Source organism: Microcystis aeruginosa NIES-843 (genome assembly GCF_000010625.1).
In the GTDB taxonomy this organism is placed as follows: Bacteria; Cyanobacteriota; Cyanobacteriia; order Cyanobacteriales; family Microcystaceae; genus Microcystis; species Microcystis aeruginosa.
The window spans coordinates 5432884-5455607 of record NC_010296.1 but is presented as its reverse complement, the minus strand read 5'-3'; the positions used below and the strand labels follow the sequence as shown (position 1 = coordinate 5455607).

General features: G+C 42.8%; 20 protein-coding genes, 1 pseudogene and 1 riboswitch. Of the genes and pseudogenes, 13 read left to right on the top strand and 8 right to left on the bottom strand.

Features of this window, described 5'->3' with window-relative positions:
- Positions 1-40: 40 nt before the first annotated feature.
- Together MAE_RS25830 and rimI are read right to left on the bottom strand one after the other, a co-directional pair.
- Positions 41-1231 (bottom strand): glycosyltransferase family 4 protein, encoded by a 1191-nt coding sequence (locus tag MAE_RS25830; protein WP_012268102.1) that lies wholly within the window; start codon positions 1229-1231, stop codon positions 41-43.
- A gap of 38 nt (positions 1232-1269) precedes the next feature.
- Positions 1270-1848 (bottom strand): ribosomal protein S18-alanine N-acetyltransferase, encoded by a 579-nt coding sequence (gene rimI, locus MAE_RS25825; protein ID WP_012268101.1) that lies wholly within the window; start codon positions 1846-1848, stop codon positions 1270-1272.
- Between the two features lie 27 nt (positions 1849-1875).
- Between rimI and MAE_RS35940 the strand changes: the two genes are divergently transcribed.
- From MAE_RS35940 to MAE_RS25815, 3 genes are all read left to right on the top strand, one after another.
- Positions 1876-2004, top strand: a complete 129-nt coding sequence (locus MAE_RS35940; RefSeq protein WP_269453948.1) for a hypothetical protein — start codon at positions 1876-1878, stop codon at positions 2002-2004.
- A gap of 631 nt (positions 2005-2635) precedes the next feature.
- Positions 2636-3616, top strand: a complete 981-nt coding sequence (locus tag MAE_RS25820) for a sodium-dependent bicarbonate transport family permease (protein WP_012268100.1) — start codon at positions 2636-2638, stop codon at positions 3614-3616.
- A gap of 73 nt (positions 3617-3689) precedes the next feature.
- Positions 3690-4007: a P-II family nitrogen regulator gene (locus MAE_RS25815; protein ID WP_012268099.1), complete on the top strand. Its 318-nt coding sequence runs from the start codon at positions 3690-3692 to the stop codon at positions 4005-4007.
- Between the two features lie 167 nt (positions 4008-4174).
- On the opposite strand, the gene MAE_RS25810 is transcribed toward MAE_RS25815, so the two are convergent.
- Positions 4175-4753, bottom strand: coding sequence for a DUF3172 domain-containing protein (locus tag MAE_RS25810; protein ID WP_002733879.1), 579 nt, complete (start codon positions 4751-4753; stop codon positions 4175-4177).
- Positions 4754-4941: 188 nt separating this feature from the next.
- A riboswitch (cyclic di-AMP (ydaO/yuaA leader) is annotated at positions 4942-5072 on the top strand.
- Positions 5073-5303: 231 nt separating this feature from the next.
- Between MAE_RS25810 and MAE_RS25805 the strand changes: the two genes are divergently transcribed.
- The 3 genes from MAE_RS25805 to MAE_RS25795 all read left to right on the top strand — a co-directional run bounded on the left by MAE_RS25805 (position 5304) and on the right by MAE_RS25795 (position 10097).
- Entirely contained in the window at positions 5304-6641 is a 1338-nt protein-coding gene (locus MAE_RS25805) for an ArsB/NhaD family transporter (protein ID WP_012268098.1), read from the top strand.
- Positions 6642-6734: 93 nt separating this feature from the next.
- A complete protein-coding gene (locus MAE_RS25800; protein WP_012268097.1) occupies positions 6735-7904 on the top strand; it encodes a glycosyltransferase in 1170 nt (389 codons plus the stop codon).
- 177 nt (positions 7905-8081) lie between these two features.
- Positions 8082-10097 (top strand): ABC transporter ATP-binding protein, encoded by a 2016-nt coding sequence (locus tag MAE_RS25795; protein WP_012268096.1) that lies wholly within the window; start codon positions 8082-8084, stop codon positions 10095-10097.
- A 94-nt stretch (positions 10098-10191) separates the two neighbouring features.
- Here MAE_RS25795 and MAE_RS25790 read toward each other — a convergent pair.
- A pseudogene (locus MAE_RS25790) lies at positions 10192-11416 on the bottom strand (RNA-guided endonuclease InsQ/TnpB family protein).
- A 317-nt stretch (positions 11417-11733) separates the two neighbouring features.
- Positions 11734-13380: a beta-carotene ketolase CrtO gene (crtO, locus tag MAE_RS25785; RefSeq protein WP_012268093.1), complete on the bottom strand. Its 1647-nt coding sequence runs from the start codon at positions 13378-13380 to the stop codon at positions 11734-11736.
- Between the two features lie 145 nt (positions 13381-13525).
- On the opposite strand from crtO, the gene MAE_RS25780 reads away from it, so the two are divergent.
- Positions 13526-13849 carry an STAS domain-containing protein gene (locus MAE_RS25780; RefSeq protein WP_002796546.1) on the top strand — a complete coding sequence of 108 codons (324 nt, stop codon included), beginning with the start codon at positions 13526-13528 and terminating at the stop codon, positions 13847-13849.
- On the opposite strand, the gene MAE_RS25775 is transcribed toward MAE_RS25780, so the two are convergent.
- The gene (locus tag MAE_RS25775; RefSeq protein ID WP_012268092.1) at positions 13850-14986 is read right to left on the bottom strand and encodes a SpoIIE family protein phosphatase; all 1137 of its coding nucleotides are present in this window, start codon (positions 14984-14986) and stop codon (positions 13850-13852) included.
- Between the two features lie 170 nt (positions 14987-15156).
- Between MAE_RS25775 and MAE_RS25770 the strand changes: the two genes are divergently transcribed.
- The 3 genes from MAE_RS25770 to MAE_RS25760 all read left to right on the top strand — a co-directional run bounded on the left by MAE_RS25770 (position 15157) and on the right by MAE_RS25760 (position 17206).
- On the top strand, positions 15157-15600 hold the full coding sequence (locus tag MAE_RS25770; RefSeq protein WP_012268091.1) for an ATP-binding protein: 444 nt from the start codon (positions 15157-15159) through the stop codon (positions 15598-15600).
- Entirely contained in the window at positions 15569-16393 is an 825-nt protein-coding gene (locus MAE_RS25765; protein ID WP_012268090.1) for a sulfurtransferase, read from the top strand. Before MAE_RS25770 ends, MAE_RS25765 begins: the two co-directional genes overlap by 32 nt.
- Before the next feature lie 261 nt (positions 16394-16654).
- Positions 16655-17206, top strand: a complete 552-nt coding sequence (locus MAE_RS25760; RefSeq protein WP_002764933.1) for an NYN domain-containing protein — start codon at positions 16655-16657, stop codon at positions 17204-17206.
- 111 nt (positions 17207-17317) lie between these two features.
- Here the strand turns inward: MAE_RS25760 and MAE_RS25755 are convergent, their stop codons facing one another.
- A complete protein-coding gene (locus tag MAE_RS25755) occupies positions 17318-18493 on the bottom strand; it encodes an esterase-like activity of phytase family protein (RefSeq protein WP_002796542.1) in 1176 nt (391 codons plus the stop codon).
- Between the two features lie 37 nt (positions 18494-18530).
- Here MAE_RS25755 and MAE_RS25750 point away from each other — a divergent pair, with 37 nt between their 5' ends.
- Positions 18531-19718 carry a tetratricopeptide repeat protein gene (locus MAE_RS25750; protein ID WP_012268088.1) on the top strand — a complete coding sequence of 396 codons (1188 nt, stop codon included), beginning with the start codon at positions 18531-18533 and terminating at the stop codon, positions 19716-19718.
- Positions 19719-19972: 254 nt separating this feature from the next.
- On the top strand, positions 19973-21025 hold the full coding sequence (locus tag MAE_RS25745) for an LOG family protein (protein WP_012268087.1): 1053 nt from the start codon (positions 19973-19975) through the stop codon (positions 21023-21025).
- Between the two features lie 3 nt (positions 21026-21028).
- Here the strand turns inward: MAE_RS25745 and MAE_RS25740 are convergent, their stop codons facing one another.
- Complete coding sequence (locus MAE_RS25740; RefSeq protein WP_002796539.1) at positions 21029-21418, bottom strand: hypothetical protein; 390 nt, start codon at positions 21416-21418, stop codon at positions 21029-21031.
- 161 nt (positions 21419-21579) lie between these two features.
- Here MAE_RS25740 and queA point away from each other — a divergent pair, with 161 nt between their 5' ends.
- Positions 21580-22677, top strand: coding sequence for a tRNA preQ1(34) S-adenosylmethionine ribosyltransferase-isomerase QueA (gene queA, locus MAE_RS25735; RefSeq protein ID WP_002796538.1), 1098 nt, complete (start codon positions 21580-21582; stop codon positions 22675-22677).
- Positions 22678-22724 lie beyond the last annotated feature (47 nt).

Here is a 22724-nt window from a genome sequence, read left to right as displayed (position 1 = left end):
CCTAATACTGACGGCTGACGGCTAAAAAACCGCTCCCTGATTAACGCCATTCTACCAGTTGTCGTTCTTGGACAACCAAACCATATACTGTCTCGGTTTGACGGGCTAAATTTGCCCAATGAAAGCGTTTTTCTAGGTCTTCGTAGGCGTTATTAACTAATTCTTGGGCGTATTCAGGATGATTTAAAACCTCTAAAATGCCCCAAGCGAGGGAATCAGGATTATTGACGCGGGTGACAATTCCCGTTTGGCCATGACGGACAACTTCGGGAAAACCGCAGGTATCGGAAACTACCACGGGAACCCTAGCGGCGAAACTTTCCAAGGCGACAATACCAAAAGGTTCGTAAAGACTGGGAAAAACGGCACAATCGGCCACGGTTTGGAAGCGATCGAGGTTTTCATCGGACATAAAGCCCGTAAAATAACAATGATGCCAGATACCGAGATGCCAGGCCTGTTGTTTGAGTTTGTCGGTATTGCCGCCACCGATAATGACAAATTTAGTTTTAGCTCCAGTCTGGGCGAGGACTTTTGGGGCAGCGTTGAGTAACACCGAAACCCCCTTTTCAAAGGTCATGCGCCCGACGTAATAGACGATTTTTTCGTGATCTTGGGCATATTGACGACGAAAAGCTTGGTAATCAAAGTTAGGGTCTCTTTGCTTTTTCTCGGCCCGAATACCGTTATAAACCACATCGATTTTATCCCAGGGGGCGCCCAAAGCCCGATGGACTTCATGACGCATATAGCTGGTACAGACGATAACGCGCCAAGCATTATAGACGAGGGTTCCCTCTTTGCTGCCGATATAGCGTTGGGTGTCGGTGTGCAGTCCGTTATAACGTCCGTATTCCGTGGCGTGAATAGTGGCAATCAGGGGTATTTTAAAGAGATGTTTCATGGCAATGGCCGCATCCCCTACTAACCAATCGTGGGCATGAACAAGGTCAAATTTTCCGTATTCGGCGATTAGTTTGCCGCCCCGTTGCCCCATGCTGTTATTCATGTTGACCACCCAATGGAAAAAGTCATTGCCGGGGGGTACGGGGACGCGGTGGATGTGAATGCCTTCGACCAGTTCGTAACTGGGGGCCTGACCGAATTCGATCGTGATTAAATGGACTTCATGACCGAGTTTGACGATTTCGGGATAGAGTTCAGCGACATGACGGGCGATACCGCCCACTAATCGCGGTGGAAATTCCCACGCCAACACTAAAATCCTCATTTTTCCCTAACCTCGACCTGATTTAAGCTTGTAGGTAATCATTGCATCCCCATGGTATCTATTTTGGCTCTGGTTTCTTCCTCTAATTGCCACTCTCCCCGCACCAGTCTTGAGAGGATTTCTTGTCGCCACTTGCTTAATTGTTCCTGAAAAGCGGCCGTTTGTAGATCGTTGCGCCAGAAAATTAGGGCTGATTCGCCAGTTTGCGGATAATAATTTTTACGCTCTCCAGCGATGCGGAAGCCAAAATGCTCGTAGAGCGCGATCGCTGACTGGTTCGATACCCTCACCTCTAGCGTAGCCCTTTCCAGTTGTCTTTGTACAGCCTTCTCCAGAAGTTTGTAGAGAAGTAGTTTTCCTAATCCTTGTCTTTGATAGTCGGGATAAATTGCCAGGAGGGTAATATGCGCTTCTTCGAGAATTGCCCAAAAACAAGCCAATCCGATTAGGGTTTCGCTATCCCGGTCCAGGGTAAGAATTAATAATTCACTGTTGGGGCTGTCTAATTCCCGTTGATATCCCGATAACGTCCAGATACCGCCGAGACTGGTGCGATCGAGTGCCACCATGGCGGCAAGATGCTCTGATTTTGGGGTTTTAAGCTGGATTTTTGCCATTGATCGGGGAAGGGAGCAGGGTGTGGGGTGTGGGGTGTGGGGTGTGGGGTGTGGGGTGTGGGGTGTGGGGTGTGGGGTGTGGGGTGTGGGGGTGTGGGGTGTGGGGGTGTGGGGTGTGGGGTGTGGGGTGTGGGGTGTAGGGAGAAGGGAGAATAAATAAAAATAATCTCCTGTCTCCTGAATCCTGTCTCCTGAATCCAATGGTAGATGTGGGATTTTTGCAGGAGTTCTATTTTCTGACAAATATAAGCCAAAGTTATTTATTGACTGCAAAAACTTGAGAATATTTAAATTAACATTCCGCAATATTTATAAATTCTTAAGAATTAATTGAGAAAGATTTTTATTTAACAACGATGTTATCATAGTTACAGCGATTTTACTGAATTTCATAATGGGTTATTCTGTGCTTTTTTGGGCAGCAATGGTTGAAACCTTTGCCACACCTAGAAGGTAATCCCAATTAAGACGGTTAAATCAGTCAATTTCACCCACAACGATGATCTTTTTTTTGTGTAGTTTTATTGCAAAAAAAAAGTTTTTTTGACAAAAGGCACAAAGTATGATATTAACCCAAGTGATTCCTGGCTGCGAGTAATTATTGTAGAGGGGGAGAGGGGAGAAAAGCTGACGGTTTCAAGATAACTGATCACCGATCACTGAAACATCACCCATCTTAATTTTTTTGGGCGGCCATCGTTAAGCGTTTTAATCCGGTTCTTAACATTTTCCCAGTATTGTCAAAATCGAATAGTATAGATGGAAATAACTCAATGTACGCAAACCTATGGATGGCAGCTTAATCCTGTTCAATATTCTCAATCCGCCGGTTTTGTTCTTTTTCTTGGGAATGCTGGCAGTATTTTTTAAATCCGACCTAGAGATTCCCCAACCACTGCCTAAACTCTTTTCTCTCTATCTTTTGATGGCGATTGGTTTCAAGGGAGGTTATGAACTAGCGGAAAGTGGCATCAATAACCAAATCGCTTTAACTTTGATTGCCTCTGTGGTTATGGCTTGCATCGTTCCCATTTACACTTTCTTTATCCTGAAAATTAAACTCGATAGTGCCAATGCAGCAGCAATCGCCGCAGCCTATGGTTCCATTAGTGCCGTTACTTTCATCACCGCCAGTTCTTTTTTAGAAAAACTTCATATTTCCTATGGCGGTCACATGGTAGCGGCCTTAGCTTTAATGGAATCGCCGGCGATTGTAGTGGGTTTAATCCTGGTGCGAGTCTTTAAAGAGAAAAATGGCGAAGAAGAAGCGTTTTCTTGGTCAAAGGTTCTACATGAAGCCTTTTTAAATGGTTCGGTATTTCTCTTAGTCGGTAGTGTTGTTGTTGGTATGCTCACAGGGGAAAAAGGCTGGGAAAAATTAGAACCTTTTACTCAAGGGATTTTTTATGGTGCTTTAACTTTCTTTCTCCTGGATATGGGATTAGTGGCTGCGAAAAGAATCCGGGAATTAGGCAAAACTGGTGCTTTTCTCATCGGTTTTGCGGTATTCATTCCCGTCATCAATGCTATGGTGGGGATTCTCATCGCTAAGGTTCTCGGATTTGAACAGGGCAATGCTTTATTATTCGCTGTTTTGTGTGCCAGTGCCTCTTATATTGCTGTTCCTGCGGCCATGAGAATGACTGTTCCCGAAGCGAATCCTAGTTTATACGTTTCTATGGCCTTGGCTTTAACTTTTCCCTTCAATATCATCATCGGTATTCCTCTGTACCTAGAGATGATTAAAATCATTGGCTGTGGAGTCTAAAAGGCCCGGTGGGTTTTAAATAATTCCTGTCAAAAGTTTTCTCTTTCACTTATCCTTTTTGTACTTAACTACCATGCTTGAATCCCCGCATCCTTCCCTACAAACTGTCAAAAAAGTGGACATAATTGTTAGTCATGCTTTTCTGGAAGAGACCTTAAGCGTTCTTGATGTTGTCGGAGTTTCCGGTTATACCGTCTTTGGCAGTACTTCGGGAAAAGGTGATCGAGGTTTATCCTGTGATGACTTGGATTGTGATTACAGTGGTAACTACATTATGACGGTTTGTAATAGTGACGAACAACTTGGTCGTCTGATCGATAAAATTCAGCCTTTTTTAAAAAAAGCCGGCGGAATTTTTGTGGTGACTACGGGCCAATGGCTAACTCATTAGACCTCTCGTAAAAATCAAAAATTGTCGTAGTTAATTAGGAGTCAGTCCCGATGAAAAAATTTCACCCCCACAGATAAAAGAGGTTTCCTTCCCTACACCCCACACCCCACACCCCACACCCCACACCCTCTTTCAAGTCAGCAGTCAGGAGAACGATCTTTTCCGGTTTAGAATTTATCTGTATCTGGTCTGGGACCAACAGCACCGGCGGGATTAACAAAAAGATTACCCCCAGCTTCATTTTGGAAGATACAATCGATTTTCGGTTTGCCTTCCAAGGGGCCGGTATAACCAAAGGTATTCATCCGGTTTTTACAACTTTGTACCTGCTGTCCATCGACTAATTTTTGTTGTTCTAAAATTGACCAGTTGTTGCGTCGCAAAACGCAACCGGGTTGCATAACCGGTTGGGTAACAAAAACATTAAAGGGGTTAAGAGTGACATAAACCCGCAAATCGGTGACAATGGCACTGGCCCCAAATTGCACGCATAATTCCGCATTGGGGGCGCTGCGATCAATTACTTCTCGGGAAGCGACGTTTTCGGGGCTAAAATTAGCGGTAGAACTGAATACCAGACCGAGACCCACCCCTAGTACAAAAATACCGCCAATCAGGGCGATCATGGCATAGTTCAATTTTGCCAATAGGCCTCCGGGGGACGAAGCGCGGGAGTCATCGCCATAGGAGCGGTCATAATCACGATCACGCGATCGGGGAGGAGTATAACGAGGTCTTCTATTCATCGAAATTTCTGTTGTGGCCGCTATGGCGGTCAGTCGTTAGCTATTAGCTTATCATTGTTCTATCCTAGCAACCCGGGGGATAACCGACAGGATAGGTCTAGTATAGAGCTATATCGTTTTTTTGAGGTTAGTATGCTATGGTGGATCACTAAACAGAGTAAGTCAGCCTAATCCAAGTTTCTATGCTAGATATTAGCTAGACAAATTCGGAGCGGAGGAACCACATTTGGGGGCGTATTTCTAGATTTTGTAGCCTAGAAAAGGATATCTCTCTATCCTAGCCCGTCAGCTAACTTCGTCGGCGTGGGGGGAAGACTGAAACATCACTACATTCCTAGTAATGTCTTGATCGGTTCAGTTATGTCGCTGGTACTACTTGATAGTCATAACTTACAGGAGACATTGTTTATGGAGATTCTCATATCAGCTTACCGATCACAACAATTTTAAGATTTTCCGTAGATAACCATATTTTCTATGAGTTTGCTGTACATTTTTCGAGCAAACTTTTAGTTGTATCGAGAAACCAAGAGTAAAAACAGGATCAAAAATGCTGGAATCTTTACCAATGTGGATTGCTGCGATGACTTTTATTGCAGTCATTGTGGTTATTATGTTCGAGTGGCTTCATATTACCGTAGCGGCTTTACTAGGAGCTTTAATCTTAGTTTTTACCCATATCATGACTCTCCAGGAAGCGGTGGGTTATATCAGTCGTAGTTATGCCACTCTCGCCCTATTTTTTGGGGTGATGGTGTTAGTAAGAGCCTTTGAACCAACAAAAATTTTTGATTATTTAGCAGCACAAATGGTGCTTTTAGCCAAGGGACAGGGCAAATTATTACTAATAGGAATTGTCGCCATTACTACCCCAATCTGTGCGGTATTGCCCAACGCTACCACGGTGATGTTATTAGCCCCGCTGATTCCGCCCTTAGCTCAAGATATAGGCGTGGATTTTGTGCCGCTCTTAATCCTGATGGTTTTCGTGGCCAACAGTTCCGGGTTATTAACTATTGTTGGTGATCCCGCTACTTATATCGTCGGTGATTCTATTAATATCACCTTCATGGAATACCTACAACGGTTGAGTTTAGGTGGTGCCTTGGCAGTGATTACCATTCTGGTTATGTTACCTTGGTTATTCCCCAAAATCTGGCGGACAAAATTCGAGCATTTAGAAGACTTACCCCATCCGAAGATTAATCATCCTCGCGTCTTGGCGGTGGGGGGAATTATCGTCTTTTTGGTCTTATTTTTATTCGTCGTTGGTGAATCTTTTCCCGTACCCATTTCTCCGGCGGCCGTTGCTTTGATGGGGGCCACTTTAGCCCTACTTTTAGCCCAGCAATCGAAAATCGATACGGTGCATAATATTCTCCGGGATGTGGACTGGAGTACCCTATTATTTTTTATGTCAATTTTTGTCCTAATTGGTGGCTTAGAAAAAACTGGGGTGGTTAATAGTGTATCGGGACTTCTGGCGATAATTTTAGGCCAAAATATCTTTTTAGGTTCTCTAGTCTTACTCTTTTTTGTTGGCCTTATTTCCAGTGTCGTTCCGAATATTCCCCTAGTGGTAGCCATGGTTCCACTACTGAAACAGTACCTTGTTAATGTTAATTTAGTCGGGACTGAGGTTCTTTCCCCCGATTATGCCGGTTCTTTTCCCCCGGAAGTTTTACCGCTTTTCTATGCGATGATGTATGGGGCCACCCTAGGGGGTAATGGTACTTTAGTGGGGGCTTCTTCTAATATTGTCGCCGCTGGCATCGCTGAACAACACGGGGGCAAAATTACCTTTCATACCTTTCTGCGCTACGGTTTACCCGTGATGTTTACTCAGTTGGTCGTCTCGGCTATGTATATGTTAGTTTTCTTTGTCTAGTCTATAATGTTAAGTTCGCCTAAGATTGACAAAAACGTTAACATTGATTAACATTCTCCTATCGTGCTAGATAATCTGGATTGATCGGCGATCGTGAACAAAAAAATCTCTGTTTTAGCACCAGATTTATCCGGTGGTGGTGGCACAAGAGTCTATTTGATTGCTCAAGTCTTGCAACAGCTAAACTGTCAGGTGACGGTTTATGGTCCGATTTTTGGACGGGACATCTATCCCACCCCACCGGGGAATTTACCCGTGGTATCGGTCAAAGGCAATAATTATCCCCAGTTTTTTGGCCAGATCAAAACTTTACTCGATCGCATCTCTGGAGAGATTATCTATGCGGTTAAACCCCGTCCCACCAGTTTCGGCATCGGTTTACTGAAACGTTTTTTTTCCCCACGTCCCCTAATTCTTGATATTGACGATTGGGAAATGAGTTGGTTTGGTGGCGATCGATGGTCCTATCGTCCTTATCCTCGACAATTAGCTAGGGATATCCTCAAAAAAAATGGTGCGCTTAGGGATCCGAATCACCCTCTTTATCTGCGTTGGATGGAAAATTTAATTAACCGCGCTGATGCAGTGACGGTTAATAATCAATTTTTGCAAAAGCGTTATGGGGGGATTTATTTACCGAATGGCAAGGATACGCAACTTTTCGATCCCAATCTCTACGATCCTGTCGCTTGTCGTCAAAAATACGGTTTATCCGCGTATAAAGTTTTAATGTTCCCGGGTACAGCTAGACCCCACAAAGGTTTAGAAGATGTCTTAATCGCTTTAGATCAAATTGGTGATCCTGATTTTAAATTGGTGTTGGTGGGAGGTCGCCAAATCGGGGATGGCTATCTGGATAGTTTGCTAGAAAAAGGTCAACCTTGGTTAATTCATTTACCTGCTCAACCGATCGATCGAATGCCGGAAGTTATTGCCGCTGCTCATGCTATTATCGTTCCCCAGAGGGATGAAGCCACGGCTAACGCCCAATTTCCGATTAAACTCACCGATGGTATGGCGATGGCTAAACCAATTATTTCCACTAAAGTGGCAGATATTCCCGAAATTTTAGCTGATATTGGCTATTTAGTCGAACCTCGATCACCAGAGCAACTAGCTGCTATGATTAGCGAAGTTTTTAATCATCTCGACTCGGCTAATGCACGAGGACTAAAAGCGAGAGAGCGCTGTATCGCCTCCTATAGTACCACCGCCATGGCAACAACTCTCTCTGGCATAATCACTTCTCTGGAAGGGAAATAAGTAGGTGGGTGGAATTAAATATAAGATGAACGTAGGTTGGGTTGAAGCATGAAACCCAACGCCCGCTCATGTTACGCTACCGCTAACCCATCCTACAAATAATTGTGCCTCCCTACTTATTAGATTGTAGCGAGTAGGATAATTGACCGTTGACTATTTACTTTCTTACTTATAGCGATGAATCCTAAGCAAATTCTCCTTAAATATACGCTGAAACACTGGATATTAGTGGTTTCCAGCATTGTTATCGGCTTTGTCAGTACCGTATTTAATGGGGTAGGAGCTATTTTAGTTATCCCTTTGCTAATTTCTTTTATTAATCCCGAAAATGATATCTTAAAAAATGCCCCCCAAATTATCAAAAAGCTGCTCTCCGTTTTCGAGGTTTTCTCGGTCGATACTCGTTTTTTCTGGATGTTTGCGGCGATATTAGGAATTTTAATTCTCAAGCACATTACCAATTTTGTCAGTAATTTGCTAGGCACTTACTTGTCTTTAATTATGGCAAAAGATATGCGAATTGATTCAGTTATTCTGCTGCTAGAAGTGGATATAGATTATTATGTAAAAAGTAAAATAGGAGATATTTTTAATCGTTTCATGTCGGAGATTAATCGGGCTGTAGCATCAATTAGAAATTACATAAACCTGATTAAGATTATCGCTACAGCTTTCATGTACTTAGTTATTTTATTATCAATTTCTTGGCAATTAACTATTCTTTCAAGTGTTTTGGGTGGCTTTTTAGTTCTGCTTAATCAATACTTTGTCAAGAGATCGAAAAAGTTTGGAGAGATTATCACCGTAACGGCTAAACAGCAAACTAATAAACTGTTGGAACTGTTAACGGGAATTCGCCTAATTAAAGCGGTAGGCAATGAGAGATACGAATTAGAATCTATCGTGGAAGATATCGAAGCCCGGGAGAAAGCGGGTTTAGATGCCCAGACTAATAATGCTGTAATCGCTCCGCTCAATGAGATCGGTGGGGTAATTATTATTGCTTTAATTATCATTGCTGGTCGTTATCTTTTTAATGAACAACTTCAAGCTTTAGCGACGATTTTATTAACCTATCTCTATGTACTTTTCCGGGCCCTGCCGATAGTTAGTCAAATTAACAGTGCTAGGAGTAGTCTATTGGGTGATGTTTCCGCAGTAGAGGTGGTAGCGGACTTTCTCATTCGAGAGAATAAACCATTTATGAGCAATGGCTCTATTCCCTATCAAAGATTAGAGACAGGTATTCATTTTGATAACGTCCAATTTTCCTATCCTGGTCATCAAGAATTAGTTCTCAAGGGCATCGATCTTTGGATTCCAAAAGGAAAAATGATCGCTCTTGTTGGTGCTTCGGGGGCGGGAAAATCGACAATTGCTGATTTATTACCACGCTTTTATGATCCTACAGCCGGGAGGATTCTTTTTGACGGTCACGATTTACGGGATTATGAGATCAAATCTCTGAGAAAAGCCATGGGAATAGTCAGTCAAGACACTTTTCTCTTTAATAATTCTCTCCGTTTTAATATTGCCTACGGATTAAGCGATGTGAGTGATGCAGAAATTTTAGCAGCGACAAAAAGGGCGAATGCCTACGAGTTTATCTGCAAACTGCCGGAAGGACTGGATACGGAAATTGGCGATCGGGGAGTGAGACTTTCGGGGGGACAAAAACAAAGATTAGCGATCGCTCGTGCCTTACTGCGAGATCCGGATATTCTCATTCTCGATGAAGCCACCAGTGCTTTGGATACAATTTCTGAGCGTTTAGTACAGGAAGCGATCGATGAACTCTGTCGCGAGCGGACTACTCTTGTGATCGCTCACCGTCTTTCCACAGTTCAAAAAGCCTATCAAATTGTGGTGCTGGACAAGGGAAAAGTGGCAGAAATCGGCAATCATGAGGAATTATTAGCTCAAGGTGGTCATTATGCCCGTTTACACGCTCTGCAATTTAGTGATAGCAAAGAGGCTGACTCTAAGAATAGGGAAGATGAGCAAAAAAGAAAAGCTTATTTATCCTACGAAGCGAGAAGTAGTCTTAATAGTCTTTTAGGTTCTCTGCGTCTAGTATCTGAAGATTTAATCGAAGATTCTCAGGAGAAACAGGAAATTTTAGAAGAATCCTGTAGTTCAGCCATGCGACTTCTCCATATTATCGAAGACTACGAGTATTCCTCGACTCGATAGCTCTCCTGCAAAAATCAAAAATTGTTGTCATAGTTAGTAAAAGTATAGTCAAATATAGACAGACTGAATTCCATTTCAGAAATTCCTTTCACTTTTACTTCGAGAGATTGATTCTCCTTGGGTGAACTACGCACCTCTCTATCCCATAGCGGTTAAACGCATTTGGGAATGCTTTTCGTAAAATATTGTAGGAACCCATGACATCAGATTGAACCAGAATCCCCTTATCTGTACGATATAAACCTCGCGAAATTCTTTTTCCTGAAAACACTGGCTTTTCAGTTATCTGTCCATACACTGGTAGCGGATCTAAATTCAAAAAATTAGAAGCTGAGGTATAGGATTCTTCTTGAAGAATCACAGAGATTCCTTCTAATTGACATTTATAACTAATCATCTCAATTAATCGAGCATGAGGGATGGTCACAAATTTTTGATTGTTGACTTTTCCTAAGTTCACTTCTTGTTTCCAACCGTCATTTTTCCCAATTACTAAAGTTGTTATCTCTTGGTCAACTAAGAGATTGACTAAATAACGACTAGCTCGGTGAAGATAATTATCTATCTTCTGATTACGGCAACGGGTTAAACGGCGAATCCTCTGGGAACTTTGACGATTGCCTTTTAACAGAGATTGTAACTTAGCCCGACGTTGGTTATAAAATTGATTCAGGCTTTTTAACGGTCTGCCATTAATCAACAAAGGGATAAAGTCCGGTTGATTTGAAGTTACAGCCATCAAATTATCTATGCCTAAATCTATCACAGCTATCTTTTCATTAGGAGCTAAGAACTGTTCAGTTTTCTCATAAATTACCTCGATTACATAACAATCACATTTAGGAACTATTCTGACTTCTGCTATGCGCTCCACCACTCTCGTCGGCAAGGCAATTGAAGTCCGGTGATAGTTTGACTAACCCTTGCCGAAGACCTACTTTGCTTATAGCTTGAATCGTGTAAACTAAGAGATTTCGTCCTTTTTTTGGCTCCTTATAGCCAGGGATTTTGGGTTTGACCAGAAATTTATCGGGGTGACTTTTAAACTCTGATGAAGCGGCAAAAAATGATTGCCAGTTCTGGTCTAATCCTCTTAAAACTTGTTGGGAAACTTTAGCGGGTAAAGCTTGATACTGTTCTGTCTTTTTCATCAGAGAAGCCATCTGATTATAGGTCAAATAGCCATGACCATAAATGAAGTTTTGTCGGATTAAATAATTGGCTGAGTTGTAAAGATTTTTAGACTGCCAAGATAAATTATCTATCTCAGCCCAAAATCGATGTCCTTTCTTGATAATGTGTCTTTCTGCTACTAACATTATTATTCGTTGTCTTTTAACTCAGCGTCGGGTTTTGAAGGGTTGTCATCCGTTGTCATAATTGTACCAGAAGGCAATTGATAGCCTGTTAAATTCCCTTGTTTCCACCACCTCCAAGCCGTTCGATAACTTATTCCTGTTTTTTTTGCCTAGTCTGATAGTTTCATGTCTATATATTACCTTACCTGACTATATCTGACTATATTTGTATTGAAACTTTACAATACTAAATCCGGTTATTAAAAACTGATTATGTCTTCTCCCCCTTTGCATGAGTGCCTCTCCCAATATGTAGCCTATACTCAACGGATTTAGTATTAGTTGAATAATCTTTGCAGAAAAGTGCTTCGATCCCGCAGGAAAACCTGAGCGCAATTGCGCCCCGGCATTCCCGAAATTGAGCCGCCGGGGTGAGTTCCTGCCCCAGTTAAATAAAGGTTTTTAATTGGGGTTTTGTAGTTAGCTATTTCCGGCAAAGGACGCAGGAAAATCATCTGATCTAAGGTCATATCAAGATGATAGTAATTACCTTTATAGGAACCCAAACGATTAGCTAATTCGGCCGGACTTTCCACCCGACGGGCAATAATGGCGGATTTGAGATTTGGGGCATAATCGGCCAGTTTATCAAGAACTCGATCGGCCACGCGATTTTTTAATTCTTCCGTCCATCCCGTGCCGTTTAATCCTGTTCCCTCGGCCCCGGCAATCTGATAGGGGGCAAAAAATTCGATCCAGAGGGTATGCTTGCCCTGGGGAGCCATGGAGGGATCGAGAATAGTGGGTACATCTAGGTACATCGAGGGATTTTCGTCGGGAATCTGCCCCAAAATCGTTAAAGCGTGGGCCTGTTCAACGTGACGCACGGAATCGGCGATGAGAATCGTTCCCTGTAAATACTCCTCTTTGTGATCGTAAGCCTCGAACCTTGGTGCTTCGGCGAGGGCGCAATCAATTTTAAGAATTGTTTCATTGTTATTGACAATTCGCCGTTCTACCCTTTCTCGCAATTCTGGATCGGCGGCATCCACATCGGCGGGGGCGACTAACTGTAAAAAGACTCGTCTAGCGTCAATATTAGAGATAACACCCGCTTTTGCCAGATATTCTTGTCCAGAGTCCACTCTAACCCCGATCGCTTGTCCTTCCTCCATTAGAATCTGTTTAACCTTCTGCTCGGTTAAAATTACCCCACCGAGACTGACAACACATTTCACCAGAGCCTCGGTTAGTGCGCCCGTACCACCACGAGGGCGAGCCACCCCGGGGGAGTGACGCATCGCCATCATCATCATCCCGGAGGTAATGCCTTTTTGGGAGGGAGGAGCGCCAATTTCCGCCGCTAGACGAGCCAGGGGTGCTTTGACAAATTCGCTCTCAAACCACTCATTGAGGACATCTTCGGGGGAAGTAATCATCGTGCGGATGAAGTCGAGCAGTTTCTTTTTCGAGCCGATCGCTTTCCAGACACTAGCTAAGGCACTAGAGTTATAATTGCGGGCGATTCTGAGCAAATCTTGGGGCGGAGCGTTAAACCAAGGACCGATCGCATTCAGCAACTGTGCCCAATAGTCGATAAACTGAAGGTAGCGATCGGCATCTCGCGGACAAAACTGGGCAATTGCGGCGTGAGTTTTTTCCAGAGAGCGATAGGAAAGAAAATATTGGCCAGAGGGATGGGGACAGAAAACGGTAGGATCGAAGAATAAATACTCTAATCCGTGGCGTTTTAGCTCCAATTCCTCAATTACCGGTCCTAAAAAGATAAATTCGTGATCGATCGCACAGAGATTAAACTTAAAATCGGGGGCCAGATCTGGGATAACCGCTTCTGTGGTAGCCGCTCCTCCTGGTACGCTACGCTGTTCCAGAAGGAGGACGCGATAACCGGCTTTGAGGAGATAGGCGGCACAAACTAAACCATTATGCCCCGCACCGATGAGGATGACATCGTAACTTTCCATACAGTTTCAAAAATTCCTATTTTTAATTTTGCGCTTTTCTTGGCCTTAATATGTTAAAAATAGTTAAAGATTAGCTGCTGTCAGCAGATTTCAGCGAGTCGTTATGAGTGAGCAGGTAGAAAACATTTAATTTTTACTTTTTTTTATGAGTTCTTCCATCAAAGTTATTCAACCATCCGGTATTTTAGATGGCAACCAAGCCAGCGAATTTCGCCAAGAAATTGCCGAAGCCGTGCAGGAAGGGTCAGAAGTTATTATCGTTGATTTCAAGAATGTCACCTTTATGGATAGTTCTGGTTTAGGGGCGCTAGTTTTATCCTTAAAAACCGTACGTTCTGCGGGGGGTAAACTATTGATCTGCTCGATTAATGATCAGATAAAAATGTTGTTTGAATTGACCGATATGGATCGAGTTTTTGAAATTTTTAATAACCGAGAAGAATTAGAACAAAAAATCCTCGGAAGTTAATTAACGAAAATCCACCTGCATGATCGAAAGATCATCCCTAAAATTACCATCAAATTGTAAAGCTTGAATTTTTTCAATAAAATTATCAAGATTTTTAGCAGAATTACAGTGATAATTTCGTAAAGATTGAATAAAGTTTTCTAGTCCCCACATCCTACCATCAGCACAATCGATCTCGTAAATTCCATCGCTAAAAAGATAAAGGCTACTGGAGAAATTCAGGGATTGAACCTGATTGATATATTCTGCTTCTGGAAACATCCCGATGGGAAAACCGGGGGCTTTCAGTCTGGTTTCAATCATCTGTCCAAAAGGTTTTTGAGTCAGGAGAACTGCCGGGGGATGACCGGCACTGGCATAGGTTAACTGTTGTTGTTTCTGATCATAAATTCCGTACCAAATAGTAAAATATTTATCATTCCTAGGGCTGATTTGATACACTTGATTTAACCCCTGTAAAACCTGATTAGGTTGATAGTAATTCACCTGACTTAAACCACGAGAACGGAGTAAATTAATCACCGAAAGAGAGGGTAAAGCCGCTCGCAAACCATGGCCCGCCACATCTAAAAGATATAACACCAAATGGTCATTATCTAACCAATAATAATCAAAGCCATCCCCCCCCAATCGACGAGAAGGAAGGAAGCGAAAATCGATAGCAAGTTTTGGAGAAATGAAAGGCTCTGGTAACAGCGATCGCACATATTCCGCAGCTTCCGCTAACTCCATTTCTAGTAATTGTTTTTGCGCTCGCAGATCATGACTTAATTGATGCAAACGCATTCCCGCCCGCACGCGCGCTCTTAACTCATTAATCTCGATCGGTTTACATAAAAAATCATCTGCCCCCGCATCCAATCCCTTCACCCGATCCCCCACCGATCCCAAAGAAGTTAAGAGGATAAAAAAAGTCGTTGACAGTTGGGGATTGAGCTTAATTTGCCGGCAAACTTCCAACCCATCGATCCCCGGCATCATCCAATCACAAATAATCATCGCCGGTTTTATTTGCCCCGCTTGCTTTAATCCTTCTTCCCCATCACTGGCAACAAAAACCTCGTATTCCTTCTGCAAAGCGCGGCTCAAAAACGTTTGAATTACTCCATCATCATCAATTACTAGAATTCGTACCATCTTTTTTGTGACTCGACTATCTCAATCTTACTGCTTACACTAGAGGGGAGTGGACGACTTTGCTTGTACCTCAAGACAGGATTAAATCCAGAATCGAGCTAATACATCAGTCATCGTTTTGGAAAAATGGTATAACTTCTAGCGTAAGGCATTGCAGAGGTAAACTGGGGGTGAAGATTTCTTTTCAGGTAGATAGCGATCTCAGGTCCTTAGATACCGTTTTAAAGTATTTTGAGCAACTCGAACCAGCGGGCATTGCCCAAAAAGACTGGCTCCAGTGTCAGCTTGCTCTTGCCGAAGGTTTTACCAATGCAGTCCGTCACGCTCACCGACACCTCCCCCCCGAAATCCCGATCGAGATCGAAATCGAGATTAGCCGATCCCGGATGGAAATTCGCATCTGGGATCGGGGTTCTGTCTTCGATTTAGAGGGCTTTATCGAGAAAAATGCCCATCTTGACCATAGTTTCTCTGGTCATGGGCAAGGACTGCCGATCCTCCAAAAAATCGCCGATCAACTCAGTTATACTCGCAGCAAAGATCAGCGCAACTGTCTGTTAATTATTAAACAATTTTCCCGCCATGAATCCGATCGCGCCCCTCGTTTCTCCTAGTTGGTTAGTGACTAATCTCGATCGCCCCGATCTGATGGTTATTGACTGTCGTTTTCAATTAAATGATCCCGATCTCGGTTATCAAGAGTATTTAGCCAATCACATTGAAAATGCCTTCTATTTACACCTCGATCGCGATTTATCGGCTCCCGTTGCCCGTCATGGCGGACGTCATCCTTTACCGAATCCGCCGACAATAGCCGCCAAATTAAGCTCTCTAGGGGTGATTTCCGGCCAAACCCATGTCATCGCCTACGATGCCTCCCGTTTTGCCTTTGCCAGTCGTCTCTGGTGGTTATTGCGTTATCTGGGCCATGAAAAAGTCAGTATTCTCGATGGTGGTTGGCAAAATTGGTTAAATGCCGGTTATCCCGTCTCTAATCAGATACCTGTGCCGAAAACCGGCGCTTTTCTCCCCCAAGTTCAAGAGGATTGGGTAGTCACAATTGAGCAGGTAAAAAGGCACAAAGAGCAAGCGGGAGTGGTGTTAATTGATGCCAGGGAAAGCGATCGCTATCGGGGTGAAAGGGAACCGATCGATCCGATCGCCGGCCACATCGAGGGGGCGCTGAATTATCCCTGGTTAGAAGTCACCGATAGTCAGGGTTTTTCTCAACCCCAGGACCTGCAAACACAACGTTGGCAAGAGCGGCAAGGCGATCGAGAAATTATCCTCTACTGTGGTTCGGGAGTGACAGCCTGTGTCAATATCCTTTCCCTTACCCTAGCCGGATACGACAATGTTAAGCTATATTCTGGAGGTTGGAGTGATTGGTGTTCCTACCTGATCTAACCAGCCTTGTTGATACCCATCTATCGAGAAAGATTATCAAAATGACCTAATTACTGTACAATCCCTCTATTATCACTTTTAATTATTCCCAAACTATTATCTAGTTTGTCTCCTAGACAAAAAAGCTAATTTTTATTTTAGTTGCTATCTTTTTGCTCTCAAATCACCGCTATTCTTCAAAGAATAGTCGTTTTCCCCCGTAAAATTACTAAAAAGTAATTTTATAGTTAAACTCTATAAAAAATTAGGTATGTATTTTGTATGACAGAAGCCGGTCTTTGTCATTGTAATGGTGGCGGCCGTCCGAAAGATCGCCTTTCGATTTTTGTGGATGGCAATAATATGTTTTATGCTCAACAAAAAAATGGTTGGTTTTTTGACCCGCGCAAGGTGTTAAATTACTTCACCAACGACCCGAATATTATGTTAATTAATGCCTTTTGGTATACGGGTTTAAAAGATTCCCAAGATCAAAGAGGTTTTCGCGATGCTTTAATTAGTTTGGGTTATACGGTGAGAACAAAAATTTTGAAAGAATATTATGATGATAGTTCCGGTCGTTTTTCCCAGAAAGCTAATTTAGATATCGAAATCGTCGTCGATATGTTTAATACCGTCGATCAATACGATCGAGTCATTTTATTTAGCGGTGATGGCGATTTTGAACGAGCGATCGAACTATTGCGCTCTAAAAATACTCATATTACCGTAGTTTCTACGGAAGGGATGATCGCTAGGGAATTGCGAAATGCCACCGATCGCTATATTGACCTGAATGATATTCGCAAAGATATCGAAAAAAGTGATTATTAATCGGCCGTTTTCTCTTTAAACCGGCTATTTATCCCATTTTTCTTTATTGGTAGTCCTCACCCCAATCCTTCTCCCAGAAGGGGATAGGTGAGGGAATTAACCATCTCTTGTTTATTTTTCCTTGAGTCGAAATAGTAAAAACTGATTGACCTGATTCGGATTAAAATTATCATCACTGACTAAAATCAAAGAGCGACTGCCATCAGCTAATCTTGGACCGAGGGTCATTCCTTCCAAATTATCTAAATCAATCCCCAAAGTCCCTAAATCTAGTAATAATTTTTTCCGCAAGGGTTGCACCTGTAAAGCTTCTAATTCTCCCGGTATCCGAGCAATTTTCGAGGTATCAGTGGCACTCCCATTAACTACCTGAAATAGTTTCGCTCCAAAACCTTCTAAACCAAAAGTTCGCTCTAAACTGAGAAAATAACCCTCTTTTTCTAAAGCTAATAATTCCGTTAAACCGTAGTATCTCGCACCACTGGGTGGCTCATCTAACACATACAATTGTTCTGATACTAACACAGGCGCACCAATCGGATCGATCACATAATGAAGAAGTCGCACTCTGAGATTTTCTGCTCTTTTTCCCGTGGGACTATCTTGAATTAACGCGCTTTCTGTGGCAGTAAACAAACGAAAAGGATCGTCTTTGAGAGTGCTGGTAATCCCTAAAGTTAAGGATTCAAACCCTAAATTATCCTGTATTCCTTTTTGATTGCTATCATCTGGTAAAAAGCGATTAGGAATTAACAAAGACTCCTTTAATTGTCCCTGCAAATCAAATTCAGCAATAAAAGGAGCAATTCCCTGTTTAACCGCACCTTCACTGGAAATAAACAAAGTTTGTCGGGGCGAAAAAGCGATACCTTCCGGGTCGATCGATCCCTTTTTAAACGTTTCTCCCTTGCCATCTTTTAGGAACGTGACTGCCTCTAAATTCACTTTTTCGATTTTTTCACCATTTATCTGCAAACTAGCTCGATAAAAGCGGGCCGGAGCTTTCTGAGAACGATCATCACTGAGGAGATAAAAGCGGTTATTGGCACGATCATAGGTAATTGCCGATAATCCCCCCACCCTTGTCCCTTGATAATCCGCTTGTGGCAATTGATATTCTCCCAAAAACTCGACCGAGAGGGGTAGAAACATTCGTTGTTCTGCTAAAACTTGCGGGGAGACACCACAGGCCCCCAGACTAAAGGTTACAATCAAACTAGCAATTAAACCCAAAATTGGGAAACGCAAATTTTCGGCAGTCAGTCTCTTATAGAATCGATCGATCACAAAATATCATCCTCTACTACGCTCCTATCAATCTATTATGCTACGTTTTTCTCTCAGTTTATGGCTCTGTTTGATCGCTACTTCCCTTCCTCTCCTAGCACAAACAGAAACCCCTGCACCCAATCCCCTCGAAACTCCCCTAAAAAGTCCTTTATTACCCGCAATCGATCGCCCTTTAACTCCCTTGGAGCGTCGTCAACTGTTATTATACATCGATCAACGCGATGCTGAAGCTCAAGCTAAATACGATGCGGGATTAAATGAGGAAGCTTTTCCTATCTGGTATGAAGTGATTAAATTAAATCGTTATTTAGGAGCAAAAGAAGAAGTAAAATCTTTGGGAAAAGTGGGGTTAGCAGCTTGGAATCGAGATCGAACCGAGGATGTTAAATTAATTACTGCTCGTTTAAAAGCTCTGCAACAAACTGCGGAAACTAACCAGACAATGGACGGGGAATTATTAGCATTACTAGGTACATCCTATGAACAGGTACGAGCTTTTAATGAGGCGATAATTATCTATGATAAAATCCTAGCTAATGCCAGACAATCCCGGGATAATGTGGCAGTAGAAGCCACTTTAAATAAACTTGGTCAAATTCATTTATCCCGTTTTGATTATCAAAAAGCAGCCCCAGTCTATGAGGAATTATTAACTATTTCTAAGGCGCAGAATAATTCTTTAACTCAAGGAATTTATTTGCAAAGACTAGCAGAAATTTATCGAGAATCTTTGCAACCAGCTAACGCCGTGAAAATTAAAGAAGAAATAGCTGAAACCCAGATCAGAAATCAGCAAATACAGTTAATCCCCGCTCTAAAAATTCAAATTGGTTTAGATTACCAAGCTTTAAAAGATGCAAATAAAGCCAGCCAAAACTTTCAAGAAGCCTATTCTCTCGCTTTTGCTTTACAACAGTACGGCAGCGCAGGAGAAGCTTTAAATAAGTTGGCCGAACTCTATAAAAGTTATCAACAGGTGGATTATGCTTTACAAATCTATCAAGAATTAATTAAAGTCCATGAATTGGGTTATAATTACTACGGTTTAATGAATACCTACGATCAAATCGGTCAAATTTATCTAGAGAGAAAAAATTATCCCCAAGCTTTACTCGCTTTCCAAAAAGGTGCGGAATTAGCCCAAGCTATCCGTTATCGTGAACAATATTTTCAAACCCAAATCACCCAAGTTAATCAAGCAATAAATAATCCTGAACAGTGATCTTTAAGTCTTTGAATAGTTAACTAATGGACATATAAGTAGGTGGGTGGAATTAAATATAAGATGAACGTAGGTTGGGTTGAAGCATGAAACCCAACGCCCGCATGGGTTACGCTACCGCTAACCCATCCTACAAATAATTGTGCCTCCCTACTTAAATGGGGAAATGGGGACTAAGAAATATCTTCCCCAACACCCTAAAACCCTAAAAACCTAAAACCCCAACACCCTAAAACCCAAAACCCAACCCACCAATGGAAAATTCCTATTCTCAATTAACCGAAGACTTGCTGAAATTGGTGCAACATTTACCCCACTTGAAAGATGGTAAATGGATTCAAAGAGCTCTGGAAGCAATAGTCAGAATTGCCGAGGAGGAAATCGATCGCCTGGATTGGAAAATTTTAACCTACGCGATCGAAGATCTAGAAAAGGGATTTCAGGTATTTTACCCCTACCGTCACATTCGTAAACTTACCATTTTTGGCTCGGCACGCATCAAACCCGACAGCAGTGAATACCGTCTGGCAGTGGACTTCGCTCGCTGTATTAGTCAATACGGTTTTATGGTGTTAACCGGTGCTGGGGGTGGTATCATGCAAGCAGGGAATGAAGGCGCTGGACGGGAAAATTCCTTCGGATTAAATATTCAGCTACCCTTTGAACAGGGAGCTAATCCGTATATCATAAATGATGCCAAATTAATCGATTTTAAATATTTCTTTACCAGAAAACTATTTTTTCTGCGGGAAAGTGACGCAGTAGCTTTATTCCCCGGTGGTTTCGGCACCCAAGATGAGGCCTTTGAGACGCTTACCCTCTGTCAAACCGGTAAATACGGACCTGCACCCCTAGTATTAATTGATGAGCCTGATGGGGATTACTGGCAAACTTGGCAAGAACAAATTAGTGAAAATCTGCAAAAAAGAGGACTGATATCCGCCGAAGATCGGAATTTTTATACAATTACCAACGATCTAGACCACGCTTGTCAAACAATTCGCCACTTTTATCGGGTGTATCACTCCAGCCGTTTTGTGGGAGAATCCTTTGTTATTCGTCTTAACCACGAACTAAGCGGGGAACAGATCGAACAAATTAACCAAAACTTCGGCGATATCCTAGTTAAGGGGAAAATCGCACCTAGTCAAATTCTAGAACGAGAGAATCGGGATTCCACCCACCATTTACCTCGTCTAGTTTTTTACTTTAACGGCAAGAGTTACGGACGCTTGTATCAGTTAATTGATCACATCAACGATTTAAGTCCTGTAGTTGCCCTAGAAGAGCATCCCGAGAGAAAATAAACCCTAGGCCAGAGTTTCCGGACAGTATCCTAAACCCTTAGTAAATTGTTGCCGAAAAGCCTCTATATCTTGCTGATCCGGGGTACCATGGGACACGATCGCCACTTGATAACGACGCATGACATCAATGGGGGATTGTCCTGTTTCCAAACTCCAAAAAACCATCTGGAGACGCATTTCCGGTTGATAGGTAATCCCTAACTCATTCATGTAGGCGCGAAAATCGCCGTGTTGGCAAGGAGTCAGCATTTGATTAAACTTTACCTTGACCACCCAACCGTTAATCTGATGGATAACCGTCATCACGGAGGAAGGCAGATGAGTCATCGATCGCAGGTATTCGGTGACTCGTAGCGTTAAACTAGCATTAGCAAGAAAATAGAGATAGTCCATAGTGGCCGCCGGGCTATTGGCTAATAGTCACGATTAGTGTTATATATCTAAGTCTGACGATAAACCGTTCTCGATACCAAGGGGAGAAATCCCCGATTTAGTGAAGTTCGCCTGGGTAGGATTACCCAACTTTTGCGAAGATTTTTATGATGATAATGACGATGATCCCTGACCAATTACTCTCCAGCTACGATTATCACCTTCCTCCGGAGTTAATTGCCCAAAATCCCGCAGAAACCCGGGATAGTTCCCGTCTTTTGGTGGTAGATTCTCCCAATAGTCATAATTTAGCTATTTTTCGGGATTTACCCACTTGGTTAGAGTCGGGGGATTTGCTGGTTTTCAACGATACCCGCGTGATTCCGGCCCGTTTATTTGGACGTAAAACCACGGGCGCACCCGTAGAAATATTACTATTAGAAGAACAAGATGACCATCGTTGGTTATCTCTGGTGAAACCGGGAAAACGCTTTAAAGTCGGTTCAGAAGTCCTTTTTTATCCGAAAACAGGGCCGACGGAAGACCAAGAAAAATTATGGTTAGCGAAAGTAATCGATCGAGATCTGAACACCGGTGGTCGTCTGCTGCAATTTCAACGTCATCCCAGGCGCAGTTTTTGGGATATGTTGGAGGAGTACGGTCATATTCCTTTCCCCCCCTACGTCACCGAATCAGAGGCGGAAGAAGACCGTTATCAAACAGTTTACGCCGATAAACAGGGTTCTGTGGCCGCTCCCACGGCAGGATTACATTTTACTCCCGAATTATTCCATAAGCTCGCCCAGAAGGGTATAGATACCGCCTATATCACTCTTCATGTAGGAGTGGGAACCTTTCGTCCCGTGGAAGTGGAAAATATTACAGAACACCTAATGCACCAAGAATTTTTGCAGATTTCCGCCGAAACTGCCGAAAAAATCGCCCAAACAAAGGCTAGAGGTGGCCGGGTTATCGCCGTGGGAACCACGGTAGCTCGCGCCTTGGAAGGGGCAATTAAAGAAAGTAAGAGCGAGAAATTAACCGCTTTTCAGGGAAAAACGAATTTATTTGTCTATCCTGGTTATCAATGGCGGGTTATCGACGGCATGATCACTAATTTTCACCTACCCAAGTCCAGTTTGATGATGTTAGTCAGTGCCTTAATCGGACGGGAAAGACTACTGGCATTGTATCAAGAAGCTATCCAAGAACATTTCCGTTTCTATTCCTTCGGTGATGCTATGTTAATCCTACCCAGCGCTCGCAGCAGTAATCGGTAAGTAGTTGCACAAAATTACATTCATACCCCAGAAAGAAGGAGGAGCAG

Bases quoted from the DNA above. Each gene is read 5' to 3' on its own strand.
- MAE_RS25805 (WP_012268098.1), top strand. From the start codon at position 5,304: ATGCTGGAATCTTTACCAATGTGGATTGCTGCGATGACTTTTATTGCA.
- MAE_RS25745 (WP_012268087.1), top strand. From the start codon at position 19,973: ATGGAAAATTCCTATTCTCAATTAACCGAAGACTTGCTGAAATTGGTG.
- MAE_RS25765 (WP_012268090.1), top strand. From the start codon at position 15,569: ATGAATCCGATCGCGCCCCTCGTTTCTCCTAGTTGGTTAGTGACTAAT.
- queA (WP_002796538.1), top strand. From the start codon at position 21,580: ATGATCCCTGACCAATTACTCTCCAGCTACGATTATCACCTTCCTCCG.
- MAE_RS25740 (WP_002796539.1), bottom strand. From the start codon at position 21,418: ATGGACTATCTCTATTTTCTTGCTAATGCTAGTTTAACGCTACGAGTC.
- MAE_RS25830 (WP_012268102.1), bottom strand. From the start codon at position 1,231: ATGAGGATTTTAGTGTTGGCGTGGGAATTTCCACCGCGATTAGTGGGC.
- crtO (WP_012268093.1), bottom strand. From the start codon at position 13,380: ATGGAAAGTTACGATGTCATCCTCATCGGTGCGGGGCATAATGGTTTA.
- MAE_RS25780 (WP_002796546.1), top strand. From the start codon at position 13,526: ATGAGTTCTTCCATCAAAGTTATTCAACCATCCGGTATTTTAGATGGC.
- MAE_RS25820 (WP_012268100.1), top strand. From the start codon at position 2,636: ATGGATGGCAGCTTAATCCTGTTCAATATTCTCAATCCGCCGGTTTTG.
- MAE_RS25760 (WP_002764933.1), top strand. From the start codon at position 16,655: ATGACAGAAGCCGGTCTTTGTCATTGTAATGGTGGCGGCCGTCCGAAA.
- MAE_RS25795 (WP_012268096.1), top strand. From the start codon at position 8,082: ATGAATCCTAAGCAAATTCTCCTTAAATATACGCTGAAACACTGGATA.
- MAE_RS25810 (WP_002733879.1), bottom strand. From the start codon at position 4,753: ATGAATAGAAGACCTCGTTATACTCCTCCCCGATCGCGTGATCGTGAT.
- MAE_RS25815 (WP_012268099.1), top strand. From the start codon at position 3,690: ATGCTTGAATCCCCGCATCCTTCCCTACAAACTGTCAAAAAAGTGGAC.
- rimI (WP_012268101.1), bottom strand. From the start codon at position 1,848: ATGGCAAAAATCCAGCTTAAAACCCCAAAATCAGAGCATCTTGCCGCC.
- MAE_RS25775 (WP_012268092.1), bottom strand. From the start codon at position 14,986: ATGGTACGAATTCTAGTAATTGATGATGATGGAGTAATTCAAACGTTT.
- MAE_RS25750 (WP_012268088.1), top strand. From the start codon at position 18,531: ATGCTACGTTTTTCTCTCAGTTTATGGCTCTGTTTGATCGCTACTTCC.